The following is a 24,554-nucleotide window of genomic DNA, read 5'->3' as shown; positions in this document are numbered from 1 at the left end:
GAAATCAGTGATTACGTTTTATTGTTGGTCTCCGCCATTTTCTGATAGGCGAGATCTGTACCTTTAGGCAACGTTTTGCTGATCTCCCTGTAGTGCAGTAATCGCTCGCGCAAATTGGCTCTGTATTGCTCGGGTTGTTCCGCTTCGACCAGTGCCGGGATGACAGGCAAATTCAACCGCTCTTTGTATGCGACGCCGCTCGCAGCAAGATCGACATTAATTTTGTCGCGCGCCTCAGCAGATAAATCCCCCGAGATTGAAATTATTGCTCATAGGGTGTCCCCCTTTGCTGGAAGTTTGCTGAGCTTATTATGACCTTCTGCTGTCGAGAAATCTCTCCAACATGATTGATAACACCCTATCTATTTGTCTGCCAGAGCCGGGAACCATTGCCTGTTGATGACGCTAAACTCGCGCAGACCGTTCCCGGCATTTTTCATCTCTATCCCAAACTGAGTTTCCCCTGTAGCGCACATCCTGTCGTTATTACTCTGACACGACTTTCCTTCCCGTAATACATGGGTTCCCCGCCCGTTCGGGCATCATCCCCTGATGCCCGCTTTTTTTCAGGAGCGACGATGAAATTGTTTTTATGTGAAAAACCGTCCCAGGGCCGTGATATCGCCCGTATCCTCGGCGCGACGCAAAAAGGTAATGGCTGCCTCACCGGCAAAAATATTGCCGTCACCTGAGGATTTGGTCATCTGCTGGAGATGGAGCCACCCGAACGTTATGATGCAAATATAAAAAACGGGCGCTTGAAGATTTACCAGTCATTCCGGCTCAGTGGAAACTGGCGGTGAAAGCAGATGCAAAAAAAACAGTTTACCGTCATCCAGAAACTCCTGAAGAAATCCTCATCCATGGTTATCGCCACCGACGCCGACCGAGAAGGGGAAATGATCGCCCGCGAGATACTGGATGCAAGTCAGTGATCTTGCCCAGTAACGGTGGACATCGCCTTAAGCGAGGTTTCTTTTCAAATTGCACCGGGCTTAGCACGCCGTTGGCGGCTATATCGCCGATGCCGGTTGTCATCAATCTTAATATAGTCGAATACCGTCGATTTCATCTTCTCCCGCGTGTTGAACTGTTCCCCCGTGGATAGCGTCCACTTTCAGACTATGGAAAAAACTTTCCGCACAGGCGTTGTCATAGCCGCCCCCCTTAGCACTCATGCTGCATGTCAGACCATTATCATTCATAACTTCCTGATAGTCATGGGAACAGTACTGGGTACACTATCACTCCGCGCAGCATCTCCCACAGCCACAGCGCCATTTTCAGCACATAACACACCAGTTCCGCTTTCATCAGTTCCGACATCGCTCCCCAATCACCCGCTGTGAATACAGGTCGATAACCACCGCCAGATACAGCCAGCCTTCCGCCGTCCACAGGTTGCGGCATGGAAAGCTGGTAACTGAGCGACCATAGCGTATCTCAGCAGCTTTCCCGCGCCAGGAACACCGCCACTTTTTTCAGGATAGGTTTATCCTCTTCCAGTTCGGAAATTTTGGCTTATAAGACGGCGAATTCCTCGTTTCTGTTCGGATAGGTGGGGCGAATTAGAAAAAGCAACATCCTTCTGATCCTGATAACGTTTTTTTCCAGTCAATGGGATGGACTACCTCCTCCCCCATTGCGGTTAACTGTACGAAATACGTTCAGCAGGAGAGTTACCATGAATATCATATTTCCGGGTATTGATCTGGCTAAAAATGTCTTTCAGCTCTGCGGGTTAAACCAGGTCGGTAAGCCGGTTTATTCAAACCGTATCGGCCGAAAAGAATTACTCCAGACGGTGGCTAATATTCCGGTCTGTTTGATTGCCATTGAAGCATCCACAGGGGCATTTTACTGGCAGCGAGAGTTTGAAAAACTGGGGCATAAAGTAAAGGTCATCAACCCTTCATATGTAAAACCCTTTATCCGTGGGCAAAAAATGACGGTAATGAAACACGGGCCATAGCAGTGTCTCTGATGCATCCAACGATGCAGAAAATGGACTCAGTACAAGAATACGCAGAACAATTGCAGAACTCTATGATCTCTTTAACTATATTGGGCGTCATATAAACTTTTTTAATAAAGAAATCGATGCTGTATTCAGGCAATCAGATGCCTGTCAGCGCATTGCCAAAGTTAAAGGTATTGGTCCTAAAACGGCCAAGGCTGTTGTTGCCGCGATTGGCAAAGGAACTGAATTTAAAAATGGTCGTCACTTTGCCGCATGGCTTTGTCTGGTTCCTCGACAGCACTCAAGTGGCGACAGGCAAGTGCTAATGAATATGACTAAAAAAGACGACAAGCATTTACGGACACTTTTTATTCATGGCGCCATGGGTTGCCAAGAATAACAATGATGGCTATCAGCATCAGTGGGTAAAGGAACGGCGAGGGTTTAATAAAACGACAGTGGCACTAGCTAACAAGAACGCGAGAATAATCTGGTCGATGCTGAGAAATGATACCGAATATCAAGCAGCCGGAAGTTAATACCCAGCCAGAAAAGTTGCTGCGTACTGATAAATGGTGACAGGTTGCACCTGCACAATCGGAACCTGATTTTTACACTGGCCTTAGAGGCCGTCCAGTTGTTGAGGAGATTGTGTGCGGATTACCCATTTGGGCACAGGCTTTCCTTATGCCGGATAGATGTAAGCAACAACCCAAAACTAGATTCAGTACTTGCAAAACGGAGATAGTCCATAGATGTAGAATGTGTTCTCTTTGATATCGAACTCCTGTACCATGCGCGCAACGGATTTACCGCTTTCGAACAGTAATGCCACGACGCTGCACTTGAAATCCGGGGTATATTGTTGTCTTGCCATAGTGACCTCGCTTTCGTTAATTGATTTGAAAACAAGATGGGTGCTAAATCAAGGATAGATCACACCGAGGTGTGCGCCGCAACGCCGCCATCGATGAATTGATGAGTCCCGCCCAGCCTCCCGGTTATGCGCCCCCACGGCGTATCTATACCGAAGTAGGCCTCGGACACCTGGTCATGGCGAATTTCGCACCATGAAGAAAACGTACATTCCCCCGTCAACCATCTGACCAGGCTTGGCTTTCTATCCTGACAGGAAGACGCCGCCAAATATATACGACGGAATTGGCCACGATGCTGGTATGATTCCGGTAGGAAAGCCGATATTTTTGTCGAACTGGAGAGCGAACAAGATGAAACCACGATTTATTGTTATTGCTTGCGTGTTCTGCCTGACGATGTCGCTGTCTGCCTGTACCCAGAGGCAAGCCCAGTCACCTGCCCCGACGGAGTTAACGCAAAGCAGTCAAAGAAACCTGGCTCAGGAAGAACAAAACCGGGCGCTGGTGATTGAGTTTTATACCGCCGTTTTAATCAACCACAATGTGGATCTGGCGTATCAATATCTGAGCGAAGATTACATCCAGCATAATCCGTTCATCGCGACAGGCCGGGAAGCGCTTATAACCACGCTCCGGGACTATTTTGCAAGTTATCCGAATGCTGAAAGCCACATCATTCGCACCTCGACCGACGGCGATCTGGTCTATCTGCATGTTTTCGCTAAAAACGATCCGCAAGATACTGGAAATGCTGTTGTCGATATCCTGCGCGTTGACAACGGGAAGATTGTAGAACATTGGGACGTAGTGCAGCCCGTGCCGCAAACCAGTGCCAACCAGAACGGCATGTTTTAATGTACGGACAAGCGTTATTGTCTCCTCGGAAATAGCGCTGGATAATCATTTTAAATAATCGCGCAGTATATTATTCAACGCTGGAAATTGCGGAAAACCATCGCACACAATTAAGTGTGCCGCATAAGATAAAGCTGTATAGCTCTGTATTGAGATGAAATCGTTCAGTTCGGGATATGTTTCAATCTGTTCCGCAAATCCGGACACCATAATCTTAATCATTTGCTCTTGCAGAACTAATATTTCATATTTTTATTATAATCATAAGTATCTTTTTATTTGAATGAATGATAATGTCACCAATCTGTCTTTCTGGCTACACAGAGATCCTCAAAAAAACTCAAAATGTCACTATTAATTTCTTGTAAGGAATATTTGCATATAGAGCCATCGACATTTATGAACATGAGCAGCAATCAAAAAAAACATAGTAACAAGAAAACACAGAGAACCTGACGTCAGGTATTATGAGCGTTTTTTTATATTTTTGATAGGCTACATCGTCACTCAAACCGTTATTTATTAGCTGGTTATAGACTCATCAATAACGTTTTTATTTTCTGCGATCTATCTCTAAAAACCCCGCTTGCTACTGCTAACAGAAAGCAGTATCTTTTAAGCGCATCTGCAAAATCAGGTGCCGGGATTGGTCTCCCGAATTGTTACAGGCGGTATATGACGCGCCTTGCGTCTTTTTTTATACCGTAAATCCAGCACAACTATTGAATTATGGTGGGCTGGGCGGGGGCATCGAAAGATGCGCCGGTTCCTGTAACGCCGGTAAGACCAACTCCGTCCAGTCCACCACCCACAAGATTGGTCTCTTCGGTGGTGGGTTTATTACCCGTTACAGGAGGCTGCCAATATGGCTACAATCCTCACCCAGACTCACCCGTTACTTACCGTTCCTTTCAGCGCCGCCACGGATTTCACCGTACTGGCAGACCGCTGCGAAAAGCTCGCAGAGACTCAGGCAGAAAGCTACGATCCGGCGCTAAAAATGGCACTGTGCGGAAGGCTCGCCGCCGCGCTTGCGCTGTTAAAACCGGGCCTGCGCGATCCTATTCCGCCTCACCTGATAGACTGTCTGACCGTTGATACCTTGCCCACAAACTCTCCTCGTTTTGCCCCTGATGCGGATACGCTTTGCGATTACTGTTTTACCCTGACTCAGCTTCTGCTTTGCCGGATGTTTCCGCCACAAGCGGAAGAACAATTGTGTTGGCTCCTGGCAGAACTGGTTGATTACTTTGCCGCTGAATTGAAAGCTCCGCGCTGGATACGCACTGCTGACGGCGTGAAATGCATTGATGAGGTGACCGCATGAACCAACAGGACTGGCATCCCGCCGATATTATTGCGGCGCTGAAAAAGCGCGGAACGTCGATGGCAGCGGTTTCGCGTAACGCAGGGTTGGCCTCTTCCACGCTGGCGAATGCGTTGACAAAACACTGGCCCAAAGGGGAAAGGCTGATTGCTGAAGCGCTGGGCGTCGCGCCTGAGCAAATCTGGCCTTCTCGCTACCATTGATGTTCCACCGGCGCAGATCCGATACGGGTTCTGCGCCGTTTCCTGTTTATCAGATTGCCAAAAATCGACCAATAATCCTTTAAAAGGGAAAAACAGTTTTCTCTTATCTGCACCTTGTGCTGAGCAGTAATATCCCACCGGCACAAAATGCTTCATGACCTGAGAGAAGCGCCTGATGTATCAGGATGGTCGCCTTTTTACCGGCATCAACCTTTGAAAATGCCGGACCGCATTGCGGTTAAGGTCATTCTCTACTCTGCTTCACCTTCCCGCTGTTTTTGAGGCCTGCGCCGCAAAGCGAAGACGCATTTACACAACATGTAATGATGACTGGAATACGCCTTTAGTTTCCCGGTAAAGAGGAATGCATTTCGCCTTGGGCGACTTCAGTCTCTTCATTATCGCTTTGTACCTATATAGGCTTTACGCTATATTAATAAGGAGGTCCTGTGTGGACGATTAAAACAACGGACATATTTGACGGCTGGTTCAGTTCACTCAGTACCATCGATCGAACCAACGTGCTGGCGTCGCTTATCGTTCTGCGGCAAAAAGGGCCGGGTTTGCCCAGACCTTATGCCGATACGATTAAAGGCTCTCGCTACAGCAACATGAAAGAACTACGCGTTCAGAGCCGGGGCGATCCGATACGGGTGTTTTTCGCCTTCGATCCTTACCTAACCGGCATTCTGCTTTGCGGCGGTAACAAGGTCGGCAATGAAAAACGTTTTTATGACCAGATGATCCCGGTTGCTGACCGGGAATTCACGAATTATCTGAAGACATTAGATGATAAGGAGTAACGCGATGGGCAGAACGCTCGAACAGCTTCTTGCGGATGAAAAACCGGAAGTCGTGGCCGACGCTCAGGCGATGTCGGCGGACATCCTGCTCAACATCCACCTTGCCGAACTGCGTGAGATAGTGCAAAAAACACAGGTTGAAATGGCGCAGGCTCTGGGCATCAGGCAGCCTACCGTTGCCGGTATGGAAAAACCGGGCCGCGACCTGAAACTGTCCACGCTTAAACGTTACGTTGAGGCGACCGGCGGCAAACTGCGCCTTGATGTTGAACTGCCGGATGGTTCTCACTACGGATTTGTACTGTAAATACTGACGCTCCCTGAACCGGAGCGTCAGCTCCCTTATAACGGGCTGCGGCCTGCATTGACGTAGGCTTTGCTGTCGCGTGACCGCAATCCTGCACCAAAATTTCAATTTTCACTCACTGCGCCAGTCCAGTGCGTCACTTTAACCGCGCCGAGCGGGAAAGTGACGCACCAGCGCCATGTTACTGCACCAGACAATTCAACTGCGCCAACGCACGGCGGGATTCTGACACCGTGATTCAACCCACTTTCACTCACAGGAGAACTTGAACCGATACCGGAGGGGGATCAGGACGATCCGGGGGATAACCAGCTAACGCTGGCGGCTGCTCAGAGAGCACAACCGAAGCCCCGCAACACCTCAACGGCTGCCGCCCCGGCGCTCAGGTATCGTTCGCAGCCCCGACGAATATCAGGGGCTATCGGCCTACGCGCCGGGGAAAAGTTGTATCAGATTTTGGAGTTGCGGCAATCATGAAAAGGGGAAAGAGAAAATGGGCATTCTGGAGCAGGAAATGAAAACGCTGGCGCGGCAGGCGGGCGGCAGTCATAAAACCGTCCACGATCGCATGGCGCTGGCGCAGCGATTTTGTGAGCGCTTACTGGAACAGAATGTACAGATCCGCCGGGTGGAGCAACTGAAAGCCCGACATATTGAGAATTACGTTCGGGAACGACTGGAGCAGGGCATAAAGAAACGCAGCCTGCAAAACGAAATGGCGGCGCTCCGCTGTCTGCTGAAGCAAGCCGGGCGTGATCGATTAGCCACCAGTGAACGGCTGTCCAATAAATCTCTCGGCTTATCCGGCGCATCCCGTAACGGCACCCGGCAGGCCATTACTGCGGAGCATTACCGGCAGGCGCTGGAAACCGCTCGTGAAAAAAACACCGGGATGGCAGCGGCGCTGGAGCTTTCAAGGTTGATGGGATTGCGCTCTCAGGAAGCAGTGCAGTGTGCGCAATCGCTCAGGACGTGGAAACAGGCGCTGGAGCGCGGCGAAACCCGGCTTACCGTGGTGTTCGGCACTAAAGGCGGACGGCCTCGCGAAACGGTAATTCTGGATGCTGGCGCAGTCAGAAAAGCGCTGGAAAATGCGCTGGCTGTGGCAGAGAGCCGCAACGGCAAGCTGATTGACAGGCCCGACCTGAAAACTGCGATGAAATACTGGCACGGTCAGGCGTCGCGTATCGGCTTGACCGGCGCATATTCCCCGCATTCATTGCGCTACGCCTGGGCGCAGGATGCCATTCGTCATTATCTGGCGCAGGGATTCAGTGAAAAAGAGGCGCTGGCGCTGACGGCGATGGATTTGGGCCACGGCGACGGGCGCGGGCGTTATGTGGCGCAGGTTTATGGGTGTTGAAACGATGGATGATTCTTGTCTCTGGTGCAACCTTGCGTTTTCCCGACGGATGGCAACTGGTGCAGTTAGCCGGAATATCGGGTTCTGGCGCAGTGTCGTGTCGGCAGAAAACCATCCTATGGTGCAGATTTTTTATCGTCGCTATGACGATAAGTTTTCCTTTAAAAAACTTCCCGTATTGATAGGTAACGACCTAAAAATATTCTGCCGGAATAATTTTAGACGTTTCCCGATTAATCGTTGAAAATACGAAGGTAAAACCTTTCAGAAAGCAAAGAAGCAGATCCCGTTCGTCAGGATCTGCTCCTGTCAGAGAATTAACCGCCAGGCTGTACCCGCGGCCTTATGCTGTCGCGCAAAAATATACGGCGCGACATATCCTTCGCGGCTGATGTCCAGATAATCCGACCACCACAGCATCATTTCCATGTGAGCTTCCTCATATGCGGATCGGTATGATTGGTAAGATCATATCCGGGAATTTATTACACTTATATTTCCAGGCAAACACCTGTCAGCGCCCTTAACGGGCGCTTTCCATATTTATCGCGCCGGCAGTCTGAATTTCTAGTACCTCTTTTCTCTGCATGGTCTCATCATGCAACTTCATATCCTTATCGAAGAGAGGAGTCATGACGGAAAAGAAAACTGAACACCCCCTGCGGTGTGGGCAATGTCAGCGCCTGCTGGCCTTTGCAGGTCCATTCTCCAGCCTTCATATCAAGTGTCCGCGTTGTAAAACCATCAATCACTTCACCCACAGCCACTGAGCTGCCTAACCGAATGCCATGAGCATCCCAGCCATACGGAGGGGAACAGTGACATTAAACAATACATTAACGTACGGATCTGTCTGTAGTGGCATTGAAGCTGTCAGTGTTGCATGGCAGAACCTGCACTCCAGACCACTCTGGTTTAGTGAAATAGCGCCTTTTCCTTCTGCAGTATTAGCTTATCGCTGGCCCGGCATCCTTAATCACGGCGACATGACGCTGCTCGCCGACAGGATCGCGAGTGGTGATATTCCCGCCCCGGATATTCTGGTTGGAGGCACACCCTGCCAGTCTTTCAGCGTGGCCGGCATGAGACGGGGTCTGGCCGATCCGCGTGGACAACTTACTCTGGCGTATATCCGGCTGGCTGACGCCATTGATGTTAAACGAGAGGAGAACAATAAACATGCCGCACTCATCCTGTGGGAAAATGTTCCCGGAGTCCTCAGTGACGCCACCAACGCCTTTGGGCATTTCCTTGCCGGACTGGCTGGCACGGATATACCATTCAGACCCGGTCTCCCACCCACGCCGCAAAAATCTTCGGCATTCTGGCGCTGGTCGAAAAAATACCGTCGGCATATTCCCAAATGGCCCCGCGCAGGTTGTGTGTATGGCGCCCACAGGGCCATTGCATGGCGAGTGCTCGATGCCCAACATTTCGGACTCGCCCAGCGCCGCAAGCGTTTGTTTGTTATCGCAAGTGCTGGAGAACACGTCGATCCCGCCGAAATATTGTTTGAGTTACCGAGCGTGCGCAGGGATCCTGCGCCGGGCAGATGCGTCCGGACGACGATTACCCCAACCTCTGCGGCAGGTACTGACGAGAAATGCATGTCCGCGATCGTCTATAACAAACAGCGATTAGGTGAATACAAAGCCAGCCCTATCAGCAGCACCTGTAATGCCTGCGATTATAAAGATGCGCATGATCTGGTTGTCTTTCCGGCGACCTGTATTGCCAGCAATATTATTCATCGTACCCCAAAAAATAGCGGGCATCATACGGGCCTCTCGGCTGAATTGTGCTACCCCCTGTATAATACGTCGCATACCCTGCATGCCGTCATCAGTGAATATGCGGTTCGCCGCCTGATGCCTGTGGAGTATGAACGTTTGCAGGGCTTTCCCGATCAGTACACGCGTATTCCCTGGAGGGGGAAAACGACGCAGGACTGTCCAGATTCTCCGCGTTATAAAGCGCTGGGCAATTCAATGCCGGTTCCGGTTATAAAATGGCTGGGAGCACGGATCAGTAATTATCTGTCAGCATCTCTTTAATAATAAGCCGCCTGCCGAAAGCAGGCAGTTTTCTTATTTAACCGAATGTGAGTTTTTTATTCAGCGTTGTTCCCGGAATAGATTCACTACGCCGGCAGTCTGCTGTCGCTGACAGCGTCCCTATCTCTGCTATTTCCTCCAAGCAGAGAGCGCAAACCGGAAATCCTCTTTTCATTATCCCTGCGGGAGCCCCCATGACCGACACCAACATCCAGAACCTGACCCAGTGCCTGTACAATATTGAAATGCAGGCGGTACAGACCATGCTGGTCACCGCGCTGCAACATGGCTTCCAGCTTGATGATCTCATTCGTTTGGCCCAAAAATACCAGACCAACGCAGCCGTAATGGAGTGCCATAACAATGGCTGCAGGGTAAATTACGCCACGCCCGAAGGTTATTTCACACAACATTTCGGTGCAGATCTCCAGCAGGCGGCAAATTTCGCCGAACAATTTGATACATGGTGGTATAAGTGAAATAGCCGTCATGACTTCGACAACATAAACACCTGAGGAGCAACGATGGAAAAATCATGTGGCAGCGATACCACGATCAACATCAATAGCATAGAGGAAGTTGCTGTACGTCATGCTCAACTGCGCAGCTGCGCCGGCATAGTGATTATTGAAAGCTGGATGCCTGACGATATTATTGGAAAGCTAATTCCCCGTTCTCTTAAAACAGCAACCGGCGCATCCATTATGCGTTGAATACTTCGCTGCGCAAAATCAATCCTGAATTCGTATATCCCGTAATGTAACCCCATTACGTCTTAACGGACGTCATTCTTATGATGCGTCATGACATGAAAAAATAATGATTCAGTAAAGGTTTCCATAGCCATTACAGGTGAAAGACGTCGCCTAAATTTGCTGTATTGGGCCGGGATACCGTGCAACCAGCGCATCGGTGGTCAACAGCGTAATGCCCTCCATTGTCGCCTGCGCCACCAACAGACGATCAAAAGGATCTTTGTAAACGGCAGGCAGACTCTCGACCGAAACAACATGTTCGCTGGCGATAGGTAATTCGCTGTAACCATTATCCAGCAGCCCCCTGCGCAGCAATCGCACATCGACCTGAAAATCGTCACGTCCCAGCCCGCGCTTAATGACGACTTCCCAAAGACTGACTACGCTGAAAAAAGCTCATTTTCCGGCGAACCCAGCAACTTCGCTGTTGATGAAGACAGTTTTTCCGGCATGCCCACAGCAACACATGGGTGTCGAGTAAAAATTTCATTTGTCACCGCCGAAAAGCTGCTCAATCTCCCCTTCGCCCATCCGGTCAAAGTCATCGGGCACGTTGATGTTGCCCGCCATAAACCCTAACCGCCTTTCCTGCTGAGGCTCCGGCGCGCTCAATGCCGTTACTTTGACCAACGGCTTACCGGCTTTGGCTATGATAAAGGACTCCCCCTTCGCGGCCATATCAACCAGCCGGGACAAATGGGTTTTCGCCTCATGAATGTTCACTGTTTGCATAATACCTCCAGACGAACTAACGGACTAAGTCATATTAGTTTAGTTCAAAGGATAAAATGTCCAACGTCAGGATTTTAGTTTCTTGCCGCTTTTCCCCGCGTTTTTTTTCATTCTGTCCCGGCCTTTCCCACTACCGGAGCATATCATGAAGAAATCCCGTTTATGGCCCATCACCGTAATCCTTATCCTGTCAGCCTGTACAGCAAAGACGGCCACCGTTACGCCCTCCGAAACCCACACCCAGAGCATCTCCGCCACTCCCGCGCCCATTGAAGTCGTGCATACCGCACGATACACGCTGGTCAGTCTGACGCCGGATGAAACACTGACATTTCCACTGCGTCAGGTGACAAGCCATGCCCTTCCCGCGCCAAAGAAAAACCGGCCGACCGCCACCCGAGGCGATGCGCTGCGCGCCTGGCTTTCCGGCACCGGCTACGGACTGTGTCTGCCCGTGACCCGTGACACGCGGCAGCTATTTGCCAGCCCCCTGCCCGATATCCAGCGTTCAATGGGACCAATGCGAATAGACGATGCGCTCCGGGTGATTGCCGGAGAGGCATGGGTTATGAACACGGATGAAGTGACCCGCACCGTCTGTTTTCAACGCGCGCCCACCGACCGGTTGATGAGCTGACGGGAGGCGACATGAAAATCCTGCCCTTGTTGTTCGCCTGCGCCATACCACTGGCGCAGGCCGCCACCGAAACCGCCACGGACACCACCCGCAGCGCTGAAAAACCGTTGTCCACGCTCTCAGGCGCACAACGCTGGGGACTGACGCCGGAAGAATGGACGCGCTACGAACAACTCAAACGCGGCGAACGCGGCATCTGGTCGCCGGATCTCGATCCGCTCACCACACTCGGCGTGGAGGCCGCCACCGATGCCGAGCGCCGTAAATACGCCGACCTGCTGGTCGAAAAAGAGTTTCAGCGGGTGGAAAAAGAGCTGGCGTTTCAACGCGCCTACGACGCTGCGTGGAAACGCCGCTTCCCGGATGTGCTGCCGGTAGCCGCAGCCTCGCTCCCGACTGCGCATGAAGACAGCCGTCTGGCGGTTTTTGTGTCGGAAAACTGTCCGGCCTGCGATACCCGGCTCAGCGTCCTGCTTCAATCCGACCATCCGCTCGACCTCTATCTGGTCGACAGCAACAACGATGATGCCCGCCTGCGGCGCTGGGCCATCAGCAAACGTATTGATATTACGCGGGTGAAGCGCAGGGAAATTACCCTCAACCATGACGGCGGGCGCTGGATGCAAAATGGCCAGGGGAAAATGCCTGCGGTACTCGAACGCCGGGGGGACGCATGGCTGCCCGTTACCACACCCTGATATCCCTGTTTTTGCTGCCGTTCGCGCTGTCCGTCCATGCGGCGCCGGATATTCCCTATGGCTACCGGCAGGTCGCCTGGCTGAACAAGGTTCCGGCTGATCTTCTCTACGCCGTCGCGCTGACGGAAAGCGGCGCCCGCCTGGCGCAGGACGTCAGACCATGGCCATGGACGCTCAACGTAGCTGGAAAAGGTTACCGCTATGCCACCCGACAGCAAGCCTGCGCCGCCCTGCACCGGTTCCTGCGCACCACCAGCCCAAAGCGCATTGATGCCGGACTGGGACAAATCAATCTCGGCTGGAACGGCCACCATTTTTCCCATCCCTGTGAGGCGCTTGCGCCGTATCCCAATCTGCACCTCACCGCTACGTTGCTGCGCCGCCACTACGACAAATGGCAGAGCTGGCCCGAAGCCGTCGGACGCTACCACCGCCCGGCAGGCGGAAAACCGGCGCAACGCTATCGCCAGCAGGTTTTCCGTCACCTGTAATCTCCGCCATGAACTCATGAAATCAGAAAATAAGGAATTCATGCCATGCTGAAAGCCTTTTCCCCAACCATCGTTCTGCTTGCTACCACATTTCAGGCTGGCGCGTCACCGATCGTCATCGCCGATCTTGGCGGCGAATCCACCGCCCCGCTATTCAGCGCCATTGCGCCTGAACCGGACGCACCCGCCTCTTCTTCCGCACTTCCTGTTCCTTTACCGGAAGCCGTTTTCCCCGTTCTTTCCTCACGTCTGCATCCCGGCCCCGTCACACCGCGCCGATTGTCGCTGCCGGGCATGACACCGCTGTTTTTAATCGGCGACGACCCCCTTTCTGTGCAATGGCTGGGTAAAAACAAAACGAAGCTGACATCACTGAACGCCACCGGGCTGGTCGTCAGCGTGGCGTCCGCAGAACGTTTACGCGCACTGCGTGAAAAAGCGGGCGATCTTACGCTGCTCCCCGTCAACGGCGACGATTTGGCGCAGCGTCTGCAACTGGCTGCGTATCCGGTGCTCATCACGGCGTCCGGGCTGTCGCAATGAGCGACCGTCACGTCATCGAAACCCTGTTGCGTCCGGCAGTGGAACTCTACAGCGCCGCAGCGGGTCTGGCGGCAGGCGCCATCTGTCTGGTCGCGCCGTGGTCACTGATGCTCTCGCCTTCCGTCAGCTATCCGCTGGCCGGGGGCTTTCTGCTGTTTGCCGGATTCAGAGGACGGCAAGGGCTGACCATTTTGCGCTATCGACGCAATATTCGCCGGCTGCCGTGTTATGTAATGTCCAGCGATCGGGTGCCGGTCAGCCGCCACCTGCTGTTTATCGGACGCGGATTTCGCTGGGAGCAAAAACACACCCAGCGCCTGCATACCTGCCGACGACCGGAAGTCTCCAAATACGTGCATCCTCACTGGTTGTATCAACAGGCCCGGAAACTGGAAAAAGTCTGCGATGCGCCATTTCCTATTGTCCGACGCTGTCTCTCCCACAACCACTGGCTGAACCCGGTACGCCCGCTGCCCCCGGTTGGCGGCAGCCCCCTGCTGCACGGCATCGAACTGCATGAAACCGACGTCACCCTGCCGCTGGGCGAGCGTGTCGGTCATACTCTGGTCATGGGCACCACCCGCGTGGGCAAAACCCGGCTGGCAGAACTGTTTATTACGCAAGATATCCGCCGTGGCGAGGTCGTGATCATTTTTGATCCGAAAGGTGACGCGGATTTACTGCGCCGGACTTACGCTGAAGCGAAACGCGCCGGTCGCGAAGATGAATTTTACGTCTTCCATCTCGGCTGGCCGGATATCAGCGCGCGCTATAACGCCATCGGGCGATTTGGCCGTATCTCTGAAGTGGCCGGGCGTATCGCTGGACAGCTTTCCAGCGAGGGGGATAGCGCCGCATTTAAAGAGTTTGCGTGGCGATTTGTAAATATTATCGCTCGCGCCCTGATTGAACTGGGTCATCGACCGGACTACCTGCAAATCTCCCGGCACGTTATCAATATCGACGATCTGTTTATCCGCTATGCGCAGTATTACCTGCCAAAACATGAACCCAAAGCCTGGGATGTTATTGCGCAGATAGCCGGGAAAGTGACCGACAAAAATACGCCGCGTAATCTACAGGGTCGGGATAACTATGTCGTGGCGCTGGAGCAGTATCTGGCCGCAACACGGCTCTATGATCCCATTCTGGACGGTCTGCGCTCAGCGGTGCGTTATGATAAGACGTATTTTGATAAAATCGTGGCCTCATTACTGCCGTTATTAGAAAAGTTGACTACCGGGAAAACGGCGCAATTACTGGCCCCTTCGTACAGCGATCTGGACGATCCCCGCCCGATATTCGACTGGCAGCAGATCATCCGTAAGCGCGGTATTGTGTACGTGGGGCTGGACGCATTATCCGATACCGACGTAGCCGCCGCCGTGGGTAACAGTATGTTCGCCGATCTGGTCAGCGTTGCCGGATATATTTATAAATTCGGCGTCAATGATGGCCTGCCTGAGGATGAAAGCCAGACAAAAGTCCCGATTAATCTCCATTGCGACGAATTCAGCGAACTGATGGGCGATGAATTTATTCCGTTGATTAACAAAGGCGGCGGCGCAAATATCCAGGTCACCGCTTACACCCAAACGCTGAGTGATATTGAAGCTCGTCTCGGCAATGCGGCAAAAGCCCGGCAGGTTATCGGCAACTTCAACAATCTGATCATGCTGCGCGTGCGCGAAACCGCCACTGCAGAGCTGATGACCGCGCAGTTACACAATGTGGACGTGCTGACCAATACGGTCATCTCGGGCGTCACTGATTCCTCCAATCCCGATCATGAATCGGATTTTATCAGCAATACTCAGGATCGCGTCAGTGCCGTCAGCGTGCCGCTTATCGACCCGGCTGCATTGATCCAGCTTCCGAAAGGACAAGCTTTCGCTCTGTTGGAAGGCGGGCAATTATGGAAAATCAGGATGCCGCTACCCGCAGCAATTGACGACACCTTTATGCCAGACAGTGTCCTGCAACTGACGGAATATATGAAAGCTAGTTATCGTACCGGGGAGCAATGGTGGAATAGCGCAACACTCCCCGATACCGTCCCCCATCATGCAGATTTGCTGTCCACACTACAGGAAGGAATGGATGAGTGAGACCCCGAACCAGCCTGTTGCCCACCCAAAAGGAGTACTTTCCACGCTGTTGTCGAGTCTGGGAAAGATCTGCGCAGCGCTTATCGGTTCGTTGTTTTTCAGCCTGATTGTTGAATGGCTGGGGATCGCTTTTCTTTGGTCCGAACAAGGCGCGGAACACAGCCGTATAATGATGGAGACGGAATTAAACTGGTTTGCGGAAAATGTCACCCGGAGTTTGCTAATGTCGGATCCGGTGAACCAACTGGATATTATTCTGGGTAAAACATGGCAGTGGGTATTTATGGATACCGGATTCGTTCCCTGGCTGGAACAGCTACGCCATAAACAAGACAGCGACTGGTTTTACTGGTTAGACAGTTATGTCAAAGCAACGATTTATATCACGCTGACCTTTGTACTGAGAGTATTTATTCTGCTATTAACCTCTCTACTCTTTATCCTCGCGGCGCTGACTGGGATCGTTGACGGACTGGTGCGTCGTGATATTCGCCGTTTCGGCTGTGGATACGAGTCCGGCTTTATCTATCATCACGCCAAAAGAACCATTATCCCGACGTTTTTTCTGGCGTGGATGATTTATCTTTCATTGCCGTCCTCCATCAATCCCTGCGTGATTTTATTGCCGGCGGCATTTCTGCTGGGGGTGACGGTTTCAATTACAGTGGGGGCGTTTAAGAAATACATGTGAACATCTAAATAAAATAACTTTCACCTTGATGCTTCACGTCTAATCGTGCGAGACCTGTTATGATCTACATGTGTAGCGCTATTATGCGAAGCTATTTAATATAATGCGAGCACCAAACATGAGAAACATCTAACTTACAATCTATTTCTATTAAAATGCCACACACCAACAGAAATCCGCTCCAGGCAACAATTTCCCGAAACAAATAAACATAGCCTACAGATGAAACTGGAAAGATGATAACATTTGAATTGGTTATTAACCGGATTAGGCGATGAGCCATTATTTTCTGGCGAAAAAAAAATCCAACACACCTTATATATAGAAGTGGATATTTCATATAAAAACACTGACAATACCAGTTATAACAAAATATTCAACATCAGAGAACATGATTATAAGAAATAATCACCACCAATAGATTGAATTATATAATAATGAGTATCCTACTATTCATAACAACCAGATTTTTATAAAAAGACTATTCCGCCATACTATAGCAAATGCTAAAATCAACAAACATATGGGGGAGGATACTAATATGTATAGAGAAGAGTATACAAGATCGATTGTAAGAGACCCCGGGAAATAGAATCAACGTGTAACTGTGAAGATATATTACCGAATATGGAACGAGTGAGAATGATTCTTCACCATTAATTCACCAGATTTAATCACTATTTTCTGAGCATATAAATCGAGAATAAACCCACTTATCTCCTAGCTTTGAGGGGGTAGGTAGAATCAGTAATATTGGTTCATCGGCAACGGATCTAAATATAAAATAGCTCATATTACCTATTGGCAGCATGGGGGCCTGGCAAACCAGTAGAAATATTTAGGCGAAATGTTTTTTTCTATCCCCAATGATATATCAGAACAACAAGCAGCTATCGGTCATATTAATTCCATGACAGCATTATTAATCACGTCAGAAAGATTACCACTTAGAGATAACGTAAATCTTATAATTAATGCGGCTAATTCATCGATTGGAAGAATGCTTATTCGCATCGCCAACTGCATGAAAAAAAACCAAATAACCATCATAAGACATAGGCCTGAAAAAGGTTTTATTAATAATTACACAGTCTACAGCATCATAATACTTGGCAATAGGAACTACTATAATGAACTTAATTAAATAAAAAATCAGATGGTGTTGACGCCGTACTTGATTGTGTGGGTGGATATGATGCTATGTGCACATCTTATGCACTAAAACGTGGAGGGCAATTCATTCATTATGGTTTTTTATCTGACTAGAGTGTTCCACCTTCGTTTTGGAAAGAGAGGCCTGATATTGATTTTCCTCATTTTCACCTTAAGCATTGAATTCACGTAACTGAGAACAACTCAATACAAGATAAAATTAATGAGGTAATGAAACTCATAAAGGACAATGTTATATACAAAAATACATCGAATACATTTGACATTAAAGATGTCTCCATATATCATCAATTTAATAACAACAAGAAAAACCAAAGGAAAATTATTATTCAGGTATTGTTCTCCTTGTAATACACCTTTTTTATTTGGCGACAACGAATGACTACATCATGAAAACACAAGTTCCTTTCTGGACTTTTCTCTTCAACTAACCTACTCATAACGTTGCTCCCCCCAAAAAAACGTATTGTTATTTTATAAAATGCATAAATTGGAAGATCTTCATTAGGCACCAAATAGGGGAAAACAGGCCGGTCCCCAGAGATCCATCGCGACATGAGGGCAAAATTGGCCTAAACTAATGGCAAGTAAGTTCAGTAGCAGAGTGATAAGAGATTCTCGCTGGAAATGTGAAAGTAGTTATCATCGCAGAACATTCGATCTACGTTTTCCGACCGCAGATATTATCCTATGGTTGGATACATCACATATTCATGAAACGTATTGCAATTATGTCTCTGCGTAACAAACAACGCTCTGATTTACCTGATGGCTGTTCCGAGAAAATTGATGCAATATCTGGCTTTGTTGAATAATTCAGAGCCAGCCAACAGCAGGGTTCCCACCGATGCACTCGTTATGCGATCCTGACGCTGTCCTGCATCCCCAACAACGTCATCCGGTTAAGCGCTTTAACCATTGCCATCGCTTCGCCTGCCTGCGCGTCATAATCCCGCAGGCTCAGATGACCGCCCAGAGGGTTTTGATTCGGAATCATCGTCGTTTCTGCCACTGAATGCCGGTGATAACCAGCTTTATTTTTCCAGGTATCATTACTGCCGCTCAGATACTGATTCGCCACGGCGCGGTTACACTCTTGGTACTTGTCTGCCGGTAGTGCGCACCGCTTCGTGGCGGAATAAGTGGCCTGATTTTTTTCCTCAGCAACCCATCATGACAGTAACGGGTGTCATAAGCACCGTCAGCTAATGCTTCCCTGATTTTCCGGTAGGTCTGGTTAATCAGTCCCGGCAGTGCCTGCGCATCTGTCGTACCGCTGAGCGATAAATCGGCACAGATAATATCATGCGTTGTACTGTCCGCGGCCAGATGACGCTTGCACTATACTCTGTGCCTGTCAGCCCCATGCTGCCTGACTTTCCATTCGCCTTCGCCGAAGACTTTCAGTCCGGTGGCGTCAATGTCGAGGTGGGAGATTTCGCCACGGGTAGGCATTTTTATACTGATATTGACGCCCTTTGCTCGTTTGCTCGTTTGCTCGTTTGCTCGTTTGCTCGTTTGCTGACCAGAGAGTAATCCGGGCAACATAATACAGGTCATTAATTTAAAAATAGAGTCAATGAAGCCCTGTAATGCGCGGAGCGAAAGGTTAAACACATCAGAACCGTTGTGATGGCCATATCGGTGTAGTGAAACGGTCGGCCACGACCTTCAGGGTGAGCACAATCAGTCCATGCACGAGCCACCCAGTCAGGGAGGCACGCTGCCTGAGCGCATTGTTGTAGGCAGACCAGTTGGAAATTTTAAACTTTTGCTTTGCCATGGCAGCCCACTGTTGAAACGACTTTCGTGATAAGATCCGCCAATTGCCTAAAAGTTCGATTTATTCAACTAAGCCGCAATATTTATGTCGTTCCTTCGATATGAATGGCACTCCAATCGTTATGAACGACCAGCTATAGAGACTGACCGGCGAGCGAAGGAGGCGAGTATTCCTGTTATCCATCAACACAGTAAATCGAAGTCCACAGATTTGTTTCTGTGATTACGTCATGATCCCCGAAATTCCGATAAGGCTTCATCTGATACAGATTGCAAAAATCAGGATGTGTTCTCTACAGTGACCCAAGATACGCTTCTCCACATTCAACCTAAAATCTTTCATTTTCAATAAAATTCAATTAATTAGCGTCGTCACCACAATATACTAAGTTATTTAATACGCCCTTCACGGAAGCCACATCGATGTAAGTCAGATATCTACATATATTCAGTTAGTGATGAGACCTTGATCACAATATTGTGTTGATTACATTGTCAATACCAGTTTTTTATTAAATTATACATGTGGATTGTGACTGCAAAGCGGATTGTGGCTGCATAGCGGGCAAAACCTGATTTGGCGAAGTTTCTATTTCAATAGGAATTTCTCCAAATCAGGTTTTTTTTTCCTAAAAATAAAGGCGGGTTTTTATTATGAAAACGGTGGACTCAACATCAGCCATACTGCGTGAAATAGGTGGAGTCGAGAACATTGTTTCACTATCCCATTGCATGACACGTTTAAGATTTGTATTAATAAATGACGATACAATTGACGATGTACGCGTTAAAAATATCGCAGGCGTAATGGGGATATCCCGCCGAGGCGGACAATATCAGATAATAGTTGGGACGGATGTATCTCGGTTTTACGCCGATTTAATGAAATTAATATCAGTAAATGATAATGCTGACCAGTTAGTCCTGCCAAAAGAAAACCTATCAGAACGCGGCAAATCGTTGTCAATCAAACAAATTGGCAACGCAATCCTTGATGTTATTACCGGAACCATGAGCTCCCTGCTGCCGGTGCTTATTGGCTGCGGAATGATTAAGATAGTTATCCTGCTTTTGGACTTATTCAATATATCGACAGAATATCCCACGATCAAGATCCTCAGCATTATCAGTGATACGGCATTTTACTTTATGCCTATCATGGTGGCCTATTCGGCTGCGGTGAGGATGAAATGCAGCCCGTTGTTATCAGTCGCCACCGTGAGTATTCTTATTCATCCTGATCTTATTTCGATGTTTACACAAGGGAATTCGTCATTTTTAACCATTCCTGTGGTAGCTTCGCATTATGCTTCGTCAGTTATTCCCGCCTTTCTTATCGTATGGTTTTTATCTATCATAGAACCTATTGCCGATAAGTATATTTCAGGATGGGCTAAAACAATTTTAAAACCCATGTTGATACTGCTAGTTTGCGTCCCTGTTTCATTGATTCTGCTGGCGCCATTGGGAAATATTATTGGCTCGGGGATCGCGTCGGTAATTATTTCGGCCAGCCAGGGAAGTTTCAGTTGGCTGACGTTGGGTATCTTTTCAGCAGTATTGCCGTTTTTTATCGTTACCGGCATGCATTGGGCGATGGTGCCCTATATGATTAGCTCAATGGGAACAAGCGGACACGAGTCCATTGTATTACCGGCCATGTTGGCGGTAAATATCGGATTTTCCGCCGCCAGTGCGGCCGTCGCCTGGAAAACTAAAAATACCAATCTGAAAGCCATTTCGATTTCCGGATTCATCACCGCAGCGATATCCGGCATAACCGAACCCGTTATTTATGGCGTGGCGTTAAAACTTCGCAAGCCCTTCATTGCAACGATGATTGGGTCAGGGATAACGGGTATCTTTATCGGTGTGGTGTCACTTAAAGCATATGCATTCAGCGTGCCCTCTTTGGTAGCGATATTAATGTTTATGAAAAGCAGCGAGTATGCCAATTTAATTTACGCGGTAACTGCGGCGGTAATGTCTTTCATACTATGTTTTACCATGACATTAGTTTTGGGATGGAATGACCCTGAAGATTAATGAAAATCCATTTAGATTTTTAAATAAAGAGCAGAGATAATCTATGAAAATTGGAATTATCGGCACCGGAATGATCGTTAATGATTTACTGACCACGGTCAACGAGTTGGATATCAAATTAGTCGCTATTTTGGCAACAGAAGCCACGATTGAAGAAGGTCGTAAATTAAGCGATGCCTATGGAATTGAGCATGTTTTTATTGACTATAACAGCTTGCTACAGAGCGATGTCGACACTATCTATATCGCTCTCCCGAATCATTTACATTTCGTCTTTGCAAAACAAGCGCTGGAAAAAGGAAAACACGTCATTATTGAAAAGCCGATTGTTCCTTATAAATCCGAGCTTATTGAAATGCAACAGATCGCTCAGGCTAACAACCTGATAATTCTTGAGGCAATGAATATTCATTACCTTCCTGCATTTACGTTACTGAAAGAAAAAATCAAGATATTGGGTGAAATAAAAATCGCTCAATTTAATTACAGCCAGTACTCATCAAGATACGCAGATTTCAAGAAAGGTATAATTCATCCAGCATTCGATGCGCAAAAGCATGGCGGCGCATTAATGGATTTGAACATTTATAATATACATTCCATTATTGGATTATTCGGTTCGCCAAAAGCATCGCAATACTTTTCAAATGTAGAGAAAGGCGTCGACACCAGCGGGATTCTCTATTTAGACTATGGTAAATTCAAAGTGTCCAGCATTGGCGCAAAAGATTGTAAAGCGCCGATTATGATATCGATTCAAGGAACTGAAGGTAATATTACTATAGAAAGCTCTATGAACGTTCTTAAATCATTCACTCTGAATAAAAACACGGGTGAATCGGAGTTAATTGATAGTAACGATAACAAACACCGACTATATTATGAGTTTGAAACATTTTCTCATATCATAGATAATTTGGATTATGAGCGCGCTCATGCTATGTTGGACGTCAGTTTACAAGCCTTGGATATTATTGATTCCGCACGAATCAATAAAGGGGGATATTAAGAATGAAAAGCAATAAGATGCTTACCGTCGGTTATATCGGAAATGGTAAAAGTACCAATAGATACCATTTACCCTTTGTATTACAGAGAAAAGACAAATTTCATGTAAAAACGATTTACTCCCCCAATAAAGGGAAAAAAGACTGGGTGGAGATCCCCGATGTCACATACACAAACGAAATCAATGTTCTGTTAAATGATGCCGATATTGATCTGATTGTGATCTGTACGCCCGCCGTCACCCATTACGAACTGGCAAAACAAGTTCTTAATGCCAATAAGCATTGTCTGGTGGAAAAACCCTTCACTCACACCACCAGCCAGGCAAAAGAATTATTCGAATTGGCGAAAAACAAAAATCGAGTAATTCAATGTTATCAAAACAGAAGATTGGACAGTGATTTTCTTACTACCCAGAAAGTCATTGAATCAGGAAAATTAGGCGATCTGCTGGAAGTAGAAATGCACTATGACTATTATCGTCCCTACTTCCCGGAACAATGTAAAAATTATGCACAGATCGATAGCTACCTATACGGTCATGGATGTCATACATTAGATCAAGTATTATCTTATTTTGGTAATCCCGATCGTATTCATTATGATGTTCGCCAGTTGCTTGGCGAGGGCAGAATGAATGATTACTTTGATCTGGACTTATATTACGGCATTGTTAAAGTATCGGTAAAATCCAGTTTCTTCAGAGTAAAAGAACGCCCCAGTTTTGTCGTATATGGCAAACACGGAATGTTCATCAAAGAGAAAAAAGATCGGCAGGAAGAACATTTAAAACTTTTTTACTTACCCGATCACGACGACTTTGGCGTAGATAATCCCAGCGACTATGGAACCATCATTTATTATGATGATGAAGGTACTTATCATGAAGAGAAAGTCACTTCCGAAGTAGGCGATTATGGACGTATTTATGATATGCTTTATGAGTCCATCGTGAGTGGTAAAGAAAAATTTGTTTCTGATGAACAAACGATATTGCAAATATCCGTCCTGGAGGAAGGAACGGCTCACCTAAAATAATCGTTATCTTGGGAATGAAGTTATTTTCAACACTTCATTTCCTATTTTTCCGTTATGCGACTATTCTAACCTCCCGGCTTAGTTGAATGAAAATACTGGATGTTGCTTCATATTGAATTAAAAAAATAAAGTGCTATTTTAGCATGCATATCTGTTACTTTATTGGCAGGTAAACCTGAATCTTTCAGATTTTTTCTGAGGTTATGATGAAAATTGCCAAAGTCATTAACCACAACATCGTTGTGGTCTTGGACGAAAACCATCGAGAGCAGGTCGTTATGGGGCTCGGCATAGGATTTTAAAAAAAAACCAACGATATGCTTGATGACAGAAAAGTTGAAAAAATATTTGCTTTAAAAAATGATGAAATCACGTTCAGATTAAGCGAGCTACTCGGCCAGATTCCTATTGAAGTGATGACGACATGCGATCGTATTATCAACGTATCAAAGCAAAAACTGGGGGAATTGCAGGAAAATATTTATATCTCACTTACCGATCACTGCTACTCCGCGCTTGAACGCCATAAGAAAGGCATCAATATCCGCAACGTATTGTTATGGGAAATAAAACGTCTTTATCCTAAAGAATATCAACTGGGTCTTGAAGCGATTGATATCATTGACAATCGTCTTGGCGTCAGAATGACTGAGGATGAAGCGGGCTTCATTGCATTACATCTGGTCACTGCTCAACTCGGTCATGAAATGCCAGAAGTAATCCACATTACTCAAATAGTAAATGAAGTTCTGGATATCACGAAATATCAGCTCAATTTGGAGTATAAAGAGGATAACTTAAGTTACCATCGCTTTGTTACTCATCTAAAGTTCTTTGCGCAACGGATGCTGAACCGCTCTACGGTTCAGGATGACGATACCAATTTACACTCTGCGATCAAAATCAATTATAGTCAAGCGTGGGAATGTGCGGAAAAGATTAAAGCGCATCTGCTGAATCACTATCAGTATGAATTAACAATAGAAGAAGTGATGTTTCTTGCCATTCATATCGAACAGATTCGTAAAGATAACCGGTGCTAAGTCGAACATGATAACAACTGCAAGGAATTAAGGTTATACGTAATCTGGTTTGTCGTCTT

At 47.9% G+C, this 24,554-nt stretch carries 25 protein-coding genes and 4 pseudogenes; 23 read left to right on the top strand and 6 right to left on the bottom strand.

Annotated features, from left to right (window positions below):
• Positions 1-11: 11 nt before the first annotated feature.
• Positions 12-266: a DNA polymerase III subunit theta gene (locus HOY33_RS14360; protein WP_370541769.1), complete on the bottom strand. Its 255-nt coding sequence runs from the start codon at positions 264-266 to the stop codon at positions 12-14.
• A 543-nt stretch (positions 267-809) separates the two neighbouring features.
• On the opposite strand from HOY33_RS14360, the gene HOY33_RS20660 reads away from it, so the two are divergent.
• Positions 810-935: a toprim domain-containing protein gene (locus HOY33_RS20660; protein ID WP_223881673.1), complete on the top strand. Its 126-nt coding sequence runs from the start codon at positions 810-812 to the stop codon at positions 933-935.
• Positions 936-972: 37 nt separating this feature from the next.
• Here HOY33_RS20660 and HOY33_RS20655 read toward each other — a convergent pair.
• Positions 973-1,400, bottom strand: a pseudogene (locus HOY33_RS20655) (IS3 family transposase); the annotation flags it as partial.
• A 284-nt stretch (positions 1,401-1,684) separates the two neighbouring features.
• Here HOY33_RS20655 and HOY33_RS14350 point away from each other — a divergent pair.
• Positions 1,685-2,499: pseudogene (locus HOY33_RS14350) on the top strand (IS110 family transposase).
• 185 nt (positions 2,500-2,684) lie between these two features.
• Here HOY33_RS14350 and HOY33_RS20825 read toward each other — a convergent pair.
• Positions 2,685-2,837 carry a transposase gene (locus tag HOY33_RS20825; RefSeq protein ID WP_172290873.1) on the bottom strand — a complete coding sequence of 51 codons (153 nt, stop codon included), beginning with the start codon at positions 2,835-2,837 and terminating at the stop codon, positions 2,685-2,687.
• A gap of 352 nt (positions 2,838-3,189) precedes the next feature.
• Between HOY33_RS20825 and HOY33_RS14340 the strand changes: the two genes are divergently transcribed.
• The 11 genes from HOY33_RS14340 (at position 3,190) to HOY33_RS14290 (ending at position 10,463) form a co-directional block, all read left to right on the top strand.
• Positions 3,190-3,693 carry an ester cyclase gene (locus tag HOY33_RS14340; protein WP_150437313.1) on the top strand — a complete coding sequence of 168 codons (504 nt, stop codon included), beginning with the start codon at positions 3,190-3,192 and terminating at the stop codon, positions 3,691-3,693.
• An 865-nt stretch (positions 3,694-4,558) separates the two neighbouring features.
• Entirely contained in the window at positions 4,559-5,020 is a 462-nt protein-coding gene (locus HOY33_RS14335) for a hypothetical protein (protein WP_172290872.1), read from the top strand.
• Positions 5,017-5,223: a helix-turn-helix transcriptional regulator gene (locus HOY33_RS14330; RefSeq protein WP_094107104.1), complete on the top strand. Its 207-nt coding sequence runs from the start codon at positions 5,017-5,019 to the stop codon at positions 5,221-5,223. The genes HOY33_RS14335 and HOY33_RS14330 overlap by 4 nt, the downstream gene beginning before the upstream one ends.
• A 449-nt stretch (positions 5,224-5,672) precedes the next feature.
• A complete protein-coding gene (locus tag HOY33_RS14325) occupies positions 5,673-6,026 on the top strand; it encodes a type II toxin-antitoxin system RelE/ParE family toxin (RefSeq protein WP_150437311.1) in 354 nt (117 codons plus the stop codon).
• A 4-nt stretch (positions 6,027-6,030) separates the two neighbouring features.
• A complete protein-coding gene (locus HOY33_RS14320) occupies positions 6,031-6,333 on the top strand; it encodes a helix-turn-helix domain-containing protein (protein WP_150437310.1) in 303 nt (100 codons plus the stop codon).
• A 493-nt stretch (positions 6,334-6,826) separates the two neighbouring features.
• Positions 6,827-7,696 (top strand): integrase domain-containing protein, encoded by an 870-nt coding sequence (locus tag HOY33_RS14315; protein ID WP_150437309.1) that lies wholly within the window; start codon positions 6,827-6,829, stop codon positions 7,694-7,696.
• The gene (locus HOY33_RS14310; protein ID WP_150437308.1) at positions 7,686-7,940 is read left to right on the top strand and encodes a hypothetical protein; all 255 of its coding nucleotides are present in this window, start codon (positions 7,686-7,688) and stop codon (positions 7,938-7,940) included. The genes HOY33_RS14315 and HOY33_RS14310 overlap by 11 nt, the downstream gene beginning before the upstream one ends.
• A gap of 343 nt (positions 7,941-8,283) precedes the next feature.
• Positions 8,284-8,466, top strand: coding sequence for a Com family DNA-binding transcriptional regulator (locus HOY33_RS20820; protein ID WP_370541760.1), 183 nt, complete (start codon positions 8,284-8,286; stop codon positions 8,464-8,466).
• A 48-nt stretch (positions 8,467-8,514) separates the two neighbouring features.
• Positions 8,515-9,750 carry a DNA cytosine methyltransferase gene (locus HOY33_RS14300; RefSeq protein ID WP_371734386.1) on the top strand — a complete coding sequence of 412 codons (1,236 nt, stop codon included), beginning with the start codon at positions 8,515-8,517 and terminating at the stop codon, positions 9,748-9,750.
• Between the two features lie 194 nt (positions 9,751-9,944).
• Positions 9,945-10,229, top strand: coding sequence for a hypothetical protein (locus HOY33_RS14295; protein WP_150437305.1), 285 nt, complete (start codon positions 9,945-9,947; stop codon positions 10,227-10,229).
• Between the two features lie 45 nt (positions 10,230-10,274).
• Entirely contained in the window at positions 10,275-10,463 is a 189-nt protein-coding gene (locus tag HOY33_RS14290; protein ID WP_150437304.1) for a hypothetical protein, read from the top strand.
• A 153-nt stretch (positions 10,464-10,616) separates the two neighbouring features.
• Here HOY33_RS14290 and HOY33_RS20650 read toward each other — a convergent pair whose 3' ends face one another.
• Positions 10,617-10,853 carry a type II toxin-antitoxin system VapC family toxin gene (locus tag HOY33_RS20650; protein WP_233356447.1) on the bottom strand — a complete coding sequence of 79 codons (237 nt, stop codon included), beginning with the start codon at positions 10,851-10,853 and terminating at the stop codon, positions 10,617-10,619.
• A gap of 138 nt (positions 10,854-10,991) precedes the next feature.
• Positions 10,992-11,237 carry a type II toxin-antitoxin system Phd/YefM family antitoxin gene (locus tag HOY33_RS14280; RefSeq protein ID WP_150437303.1) on the bottom strand — a complete coding sequence of 82 codons (246 nt, stop codon included), beginning with the start codon at positions 11,235-11,237 and terminating at the stop codon, positions 10,992-10,994.
• Positions 11,238-11,382: 145 nt separating this feature from the next.
• On the opposite strand from HOY33_RS14280, the gene HOY33_RS14275 reads away from it, so the two are divergent.
• The 6 genes from HOY33_RS14275 to HOY33_RS14250 are packed head-to-tail and all read left to right on the top strand — an operon-like array spanning position 11,383 to position 16,405.
• Positions 11,383-11,874: a response regulator gene (locus HOY33_RS14275; RefSeq protein ID WP_150437302.1), complete on the top strand. Its 492-nt coding sequence runs from the start codon at positions 11,383-11,385 to the stop codon at positions 11,872-11,874.
• Positions 11,875-11,885: 11 nt separating this feature from the next.
• On the top strand, positions 11,886-12,572 hold the full coding sequence (locus HOY33_RS14270) for a TIGR03759 family integrating conjugative element protein (RefSeq protein WP_150437301.1): 687 nt from the start codon (positions 11,886-11,888) through the stop codon (positions 12,570-12,572).
• Entirely contained in the window at positions 12,548-13,063 is a 516-nt protein-coding gene (locus HOY33_RS14265) for a lytic transglycosylase domain-containing protein (protein ID WP_150437300.1), read from the top strand. Before HOY33_RS14270 ends, HOY33_RS14265 begins: the two co-directional genes overlap by 25 nt.
• A 45-nt stretch (positions 13,064-13,108) precedes the next feature.
• Complete coding sequence (locus HOY33_RS14260) at positions 13,109-13,606, top strand: integrating conjugative element protein (protein WP_150437299.1); 498 nt, start codon at positions 13,109-13,111, stop codon at positions 13,604-13,606.
• Positions 13,603-15,714 carry a type IV conjugative transfer system coupling protein TraD gene (gene traD, locus HOY33_RS14255; RefSeq protein ID WP_150437298.1) on the top strand — a complete coding sequence of 704 codons (2,112 nt, stop codon included), beginning with the start codon at positions 13,603-13,605 and terminating at the stop codon, positions 15,712-15,714. Before HOY33_RS14260 ends, traD begins: the two co-directional genes overlap by 4 nt.
• On the top strand, positions 15,707-16,405 hold the full coding sequence (locus tag HOY33_RS14250; RefSeq protein WP_150437297.1) for a TIGR03747 family integrating conjugative element membrane protein: 699 nt from the start codon (positions 15,707-15,709) through the stop codon (positions 16,403-16,405). Before traD ends, HOY33_RS14250 begins: the two co-directional genes overlap by 8 nt.
• 2,029 nt (positions 16,406-18,434) lie before the next feature.
• Here the strand turns inward: HOY33_RS14250 and HOY33_RS14245 are convergent.
• Positions 18,435-19,361, bottom strand: a pseudogene (locus HOY33_RS14245) (IS5 family transposase).
• A 653-nt stretch (positions 19,362-20,014) separates the two neighbouring features.
• Between HOY33_RS14245 and HOY33_RS14240 the strand changes: the two are divergent.
• From HOY33_RS14240 to licT, 4 genes and pseudogenes are all read left to right on the top strand, one after another.
• Entirely contained in the window at positions 20,015-21,406 is a 1,392-nt protein-coding gene (locus tag HOY33_RS14240; RefSeq protein WP_150437296.1) for a PTS transporter subunit EIIC, read from the top strand.
• A gap of 43 nt (positions 21,407-21,449) precedes the next feature.
• Complete coding sequence (locus HOY33_RS14235; RefSeq protein WP_150437295.1) at positions 21,450-22,415, top strand: Gfo/Idh/MocA family protein; 966 nt, start codon at positions 21,450-21,452, stop codon at positions 22,413-22,415.
• A 2-nt stretch (positions 22,416-22,417) separates the two neighbouring features.
• A complete protein-coding gene (locus tag HOY33_RS14230; RefSeq protein WP_223881672.1) occupies positions 22,418-23,452 on the top strand; it encodes a Gfo/Idh/MocA family oxidoreductase in 1,035 nt (344 codons plus the stop codon).
• A gap of 206 nt (positions 23,453-23,658) precedes the next feature.
• Positions 23,659-24,495: pseudogene (gene licT, locus HOY33_RS14225) on the top strand (BglG family transcription antiterminator LicT).
• The last annotated feature ends 59 nt before the right edge of the window (positions 24,496-24,554 follow it).

It is taken from the genome of Brenneria sp. hezel4-2-4 (assembly GCF_013155275.1).
Taxonomy (GTDB): Bacteria; Pseudomonadota; Gammaproteobacteria; order Enterobacterales; family Enterobacteriaceae; genus Brenneria.
The sequence above is the reverse complement of the archived record's forward strand: the minus strand, read 5'-3'. Positions and strand labels throughout refer to the sequence as shown.

Excerpts from the sequence above, each read along its gene's own strand:
- HOY33_RS20660 (WP_223881673.1), top strand. The coding sequence starts at position 810 with ATGCAAAAAAAACAGTTTACCGTCATCCAGAAACTCCTGAAGAAATCC.
- HOY33_RS20825 (WP_172290873.1), bottom strand. The coding sequence starts at position 2,837 with ATGGCAAGACAACAATATACCCCGGATTTCAAGTGCAGCGTCGTGGCA.
- HOY33_RS14340 (WP_150437313.1), top strand. The coding sequence starts at position 3,190 with ATGAAACCACGATTTATTGTTATTGCTTGCGTGTTCTGCCTGACGATG.
- HOY33_RS14335 (WP_172290872.1), top strand. The coding sequence starts at position 4,559 with ATGGCTACAATCCTCACCCAGACTCACCCGTTACTTACCGTTCCTTTC.
- HOY33_RS14330 (WP_094107104.1), top strand. The coding sequence starts at position 5,017 with ATGAACCAACAGGACTGGCATCCCGCCGATATTATTGCGGCGCTGAAA.
- HOY33_RS14320 (WP_150437310.1), top strand. The coding sequence starts at position 6,031 with ATGGGCAGAACGCTCGAACAGCTTCTTGCGGATGAAAAACCGGAAGTC.
- HOY33_RS14315 (WP_150437309.1), top strand. The coding sequence starts at position 6,827 with ATGGGCATTCTGGAGCAGGAAATGAAAACGCTGGCGCGGCAGGCGGGC.
- HOY33_RS14310 (WP_150437308.1), top strand. The coding sequence starts at position 7,686 with ATGGGTGTTGAAACGATGGATGATTCTTGTCTCTGGTGCAACCTTGCG.
- HOY33_RS20820 (WP_370541760.1), top strand. The coding sequence starts at position 8,284 with ATGGTCTCATCATGCAACTTCATATCCTTATCGAAGAGAGGAGTCATG.
- HOY33_RS14295 (WP_150437305.1), top strand. The coding sequence starts at position 9,945 with ATGACCGACACCAACATCCAGAACCTGACCCAGTGCCTGTACAATATT.
- HOY33_RS14290 (WP_150437304.1), top strand. The coding sequence starts at position 10,275 with ATGGAAAAATCATGTGGCAGCGATACCACGATCAACATCAATAGCATA.
- HOY33_RS14280 (WP_150437303.1), bottom strand. The coding sequence starts at position 11,237 with ATGCAAACAGTGAACATTCATGAGGCGAAAACCCATTTGTCCCGGCTG.
- HOY33_RS14275 (WP_150437302.1), top strand. The coding sequence starts at position 11,383 with ATGAAGAAATCCCGTTTATGGCCCATCACCGTAATCCTTATCCTGTCA.
- HOY33_RS14270 (WP_150437301.1), top strand. The coding sequence starts at position 11,886 with ATGAAAATCCTGCCCTTGTTGTTCGCCTGCGCCATACCACTGGCGCAG.
- HOY33_RS14265 (WP_150437300.1), top strand. The coding sequence starts at position 12,548 with ATGGCTGCCCGTTACCACACCCTGATATCCCTGTTTTTGCTGCCGTTC.
- HOY33_RS14260 (WP_150437299.1), top strand. The coding sequence starts at position 13,109 with ATGCTGAAAGCCTTTTCCCCAACCATCGTTCTGCTTGCTACCACATTT.
- traD (WP_150437298.1), top strand. The coding sequence starts at position 13,603 with ATGAGCGACCGTCACGTCATCGAAACCCTGTTGCGTCCGGCAGTGGAA.
- HOY33_RS14250 (WP_150437297.1), top strand. The coding sequence starts at position 15,707 with ATGAGTGAGACCCCGAACCAGCCTGTTGCCCACCCAAAAGGAGTACTT.
- HOY33_RS14240 (WP_150437296.1), top strand. The coding sequence starts at position 20,015 with ATGAAAACGGTGGACTCAACATCAGCCATACTGCGTGAAATAGGTGGA.
- HOY33_RS14235 (WP_150437295.1), top strand. The coding sequence starts at position 21,450 with ATGAAAATTGGAATTATCGGCACCGGAATGATCGTTAATGATTTACTG.
- HOY33_RS14230 (WP_223881672.1), top strand. The coding sequence starts at position 22,418 with ATGAAAAGCAATAAGATGCTTACCGTCGGTTATATCGGAAATGGTAAA.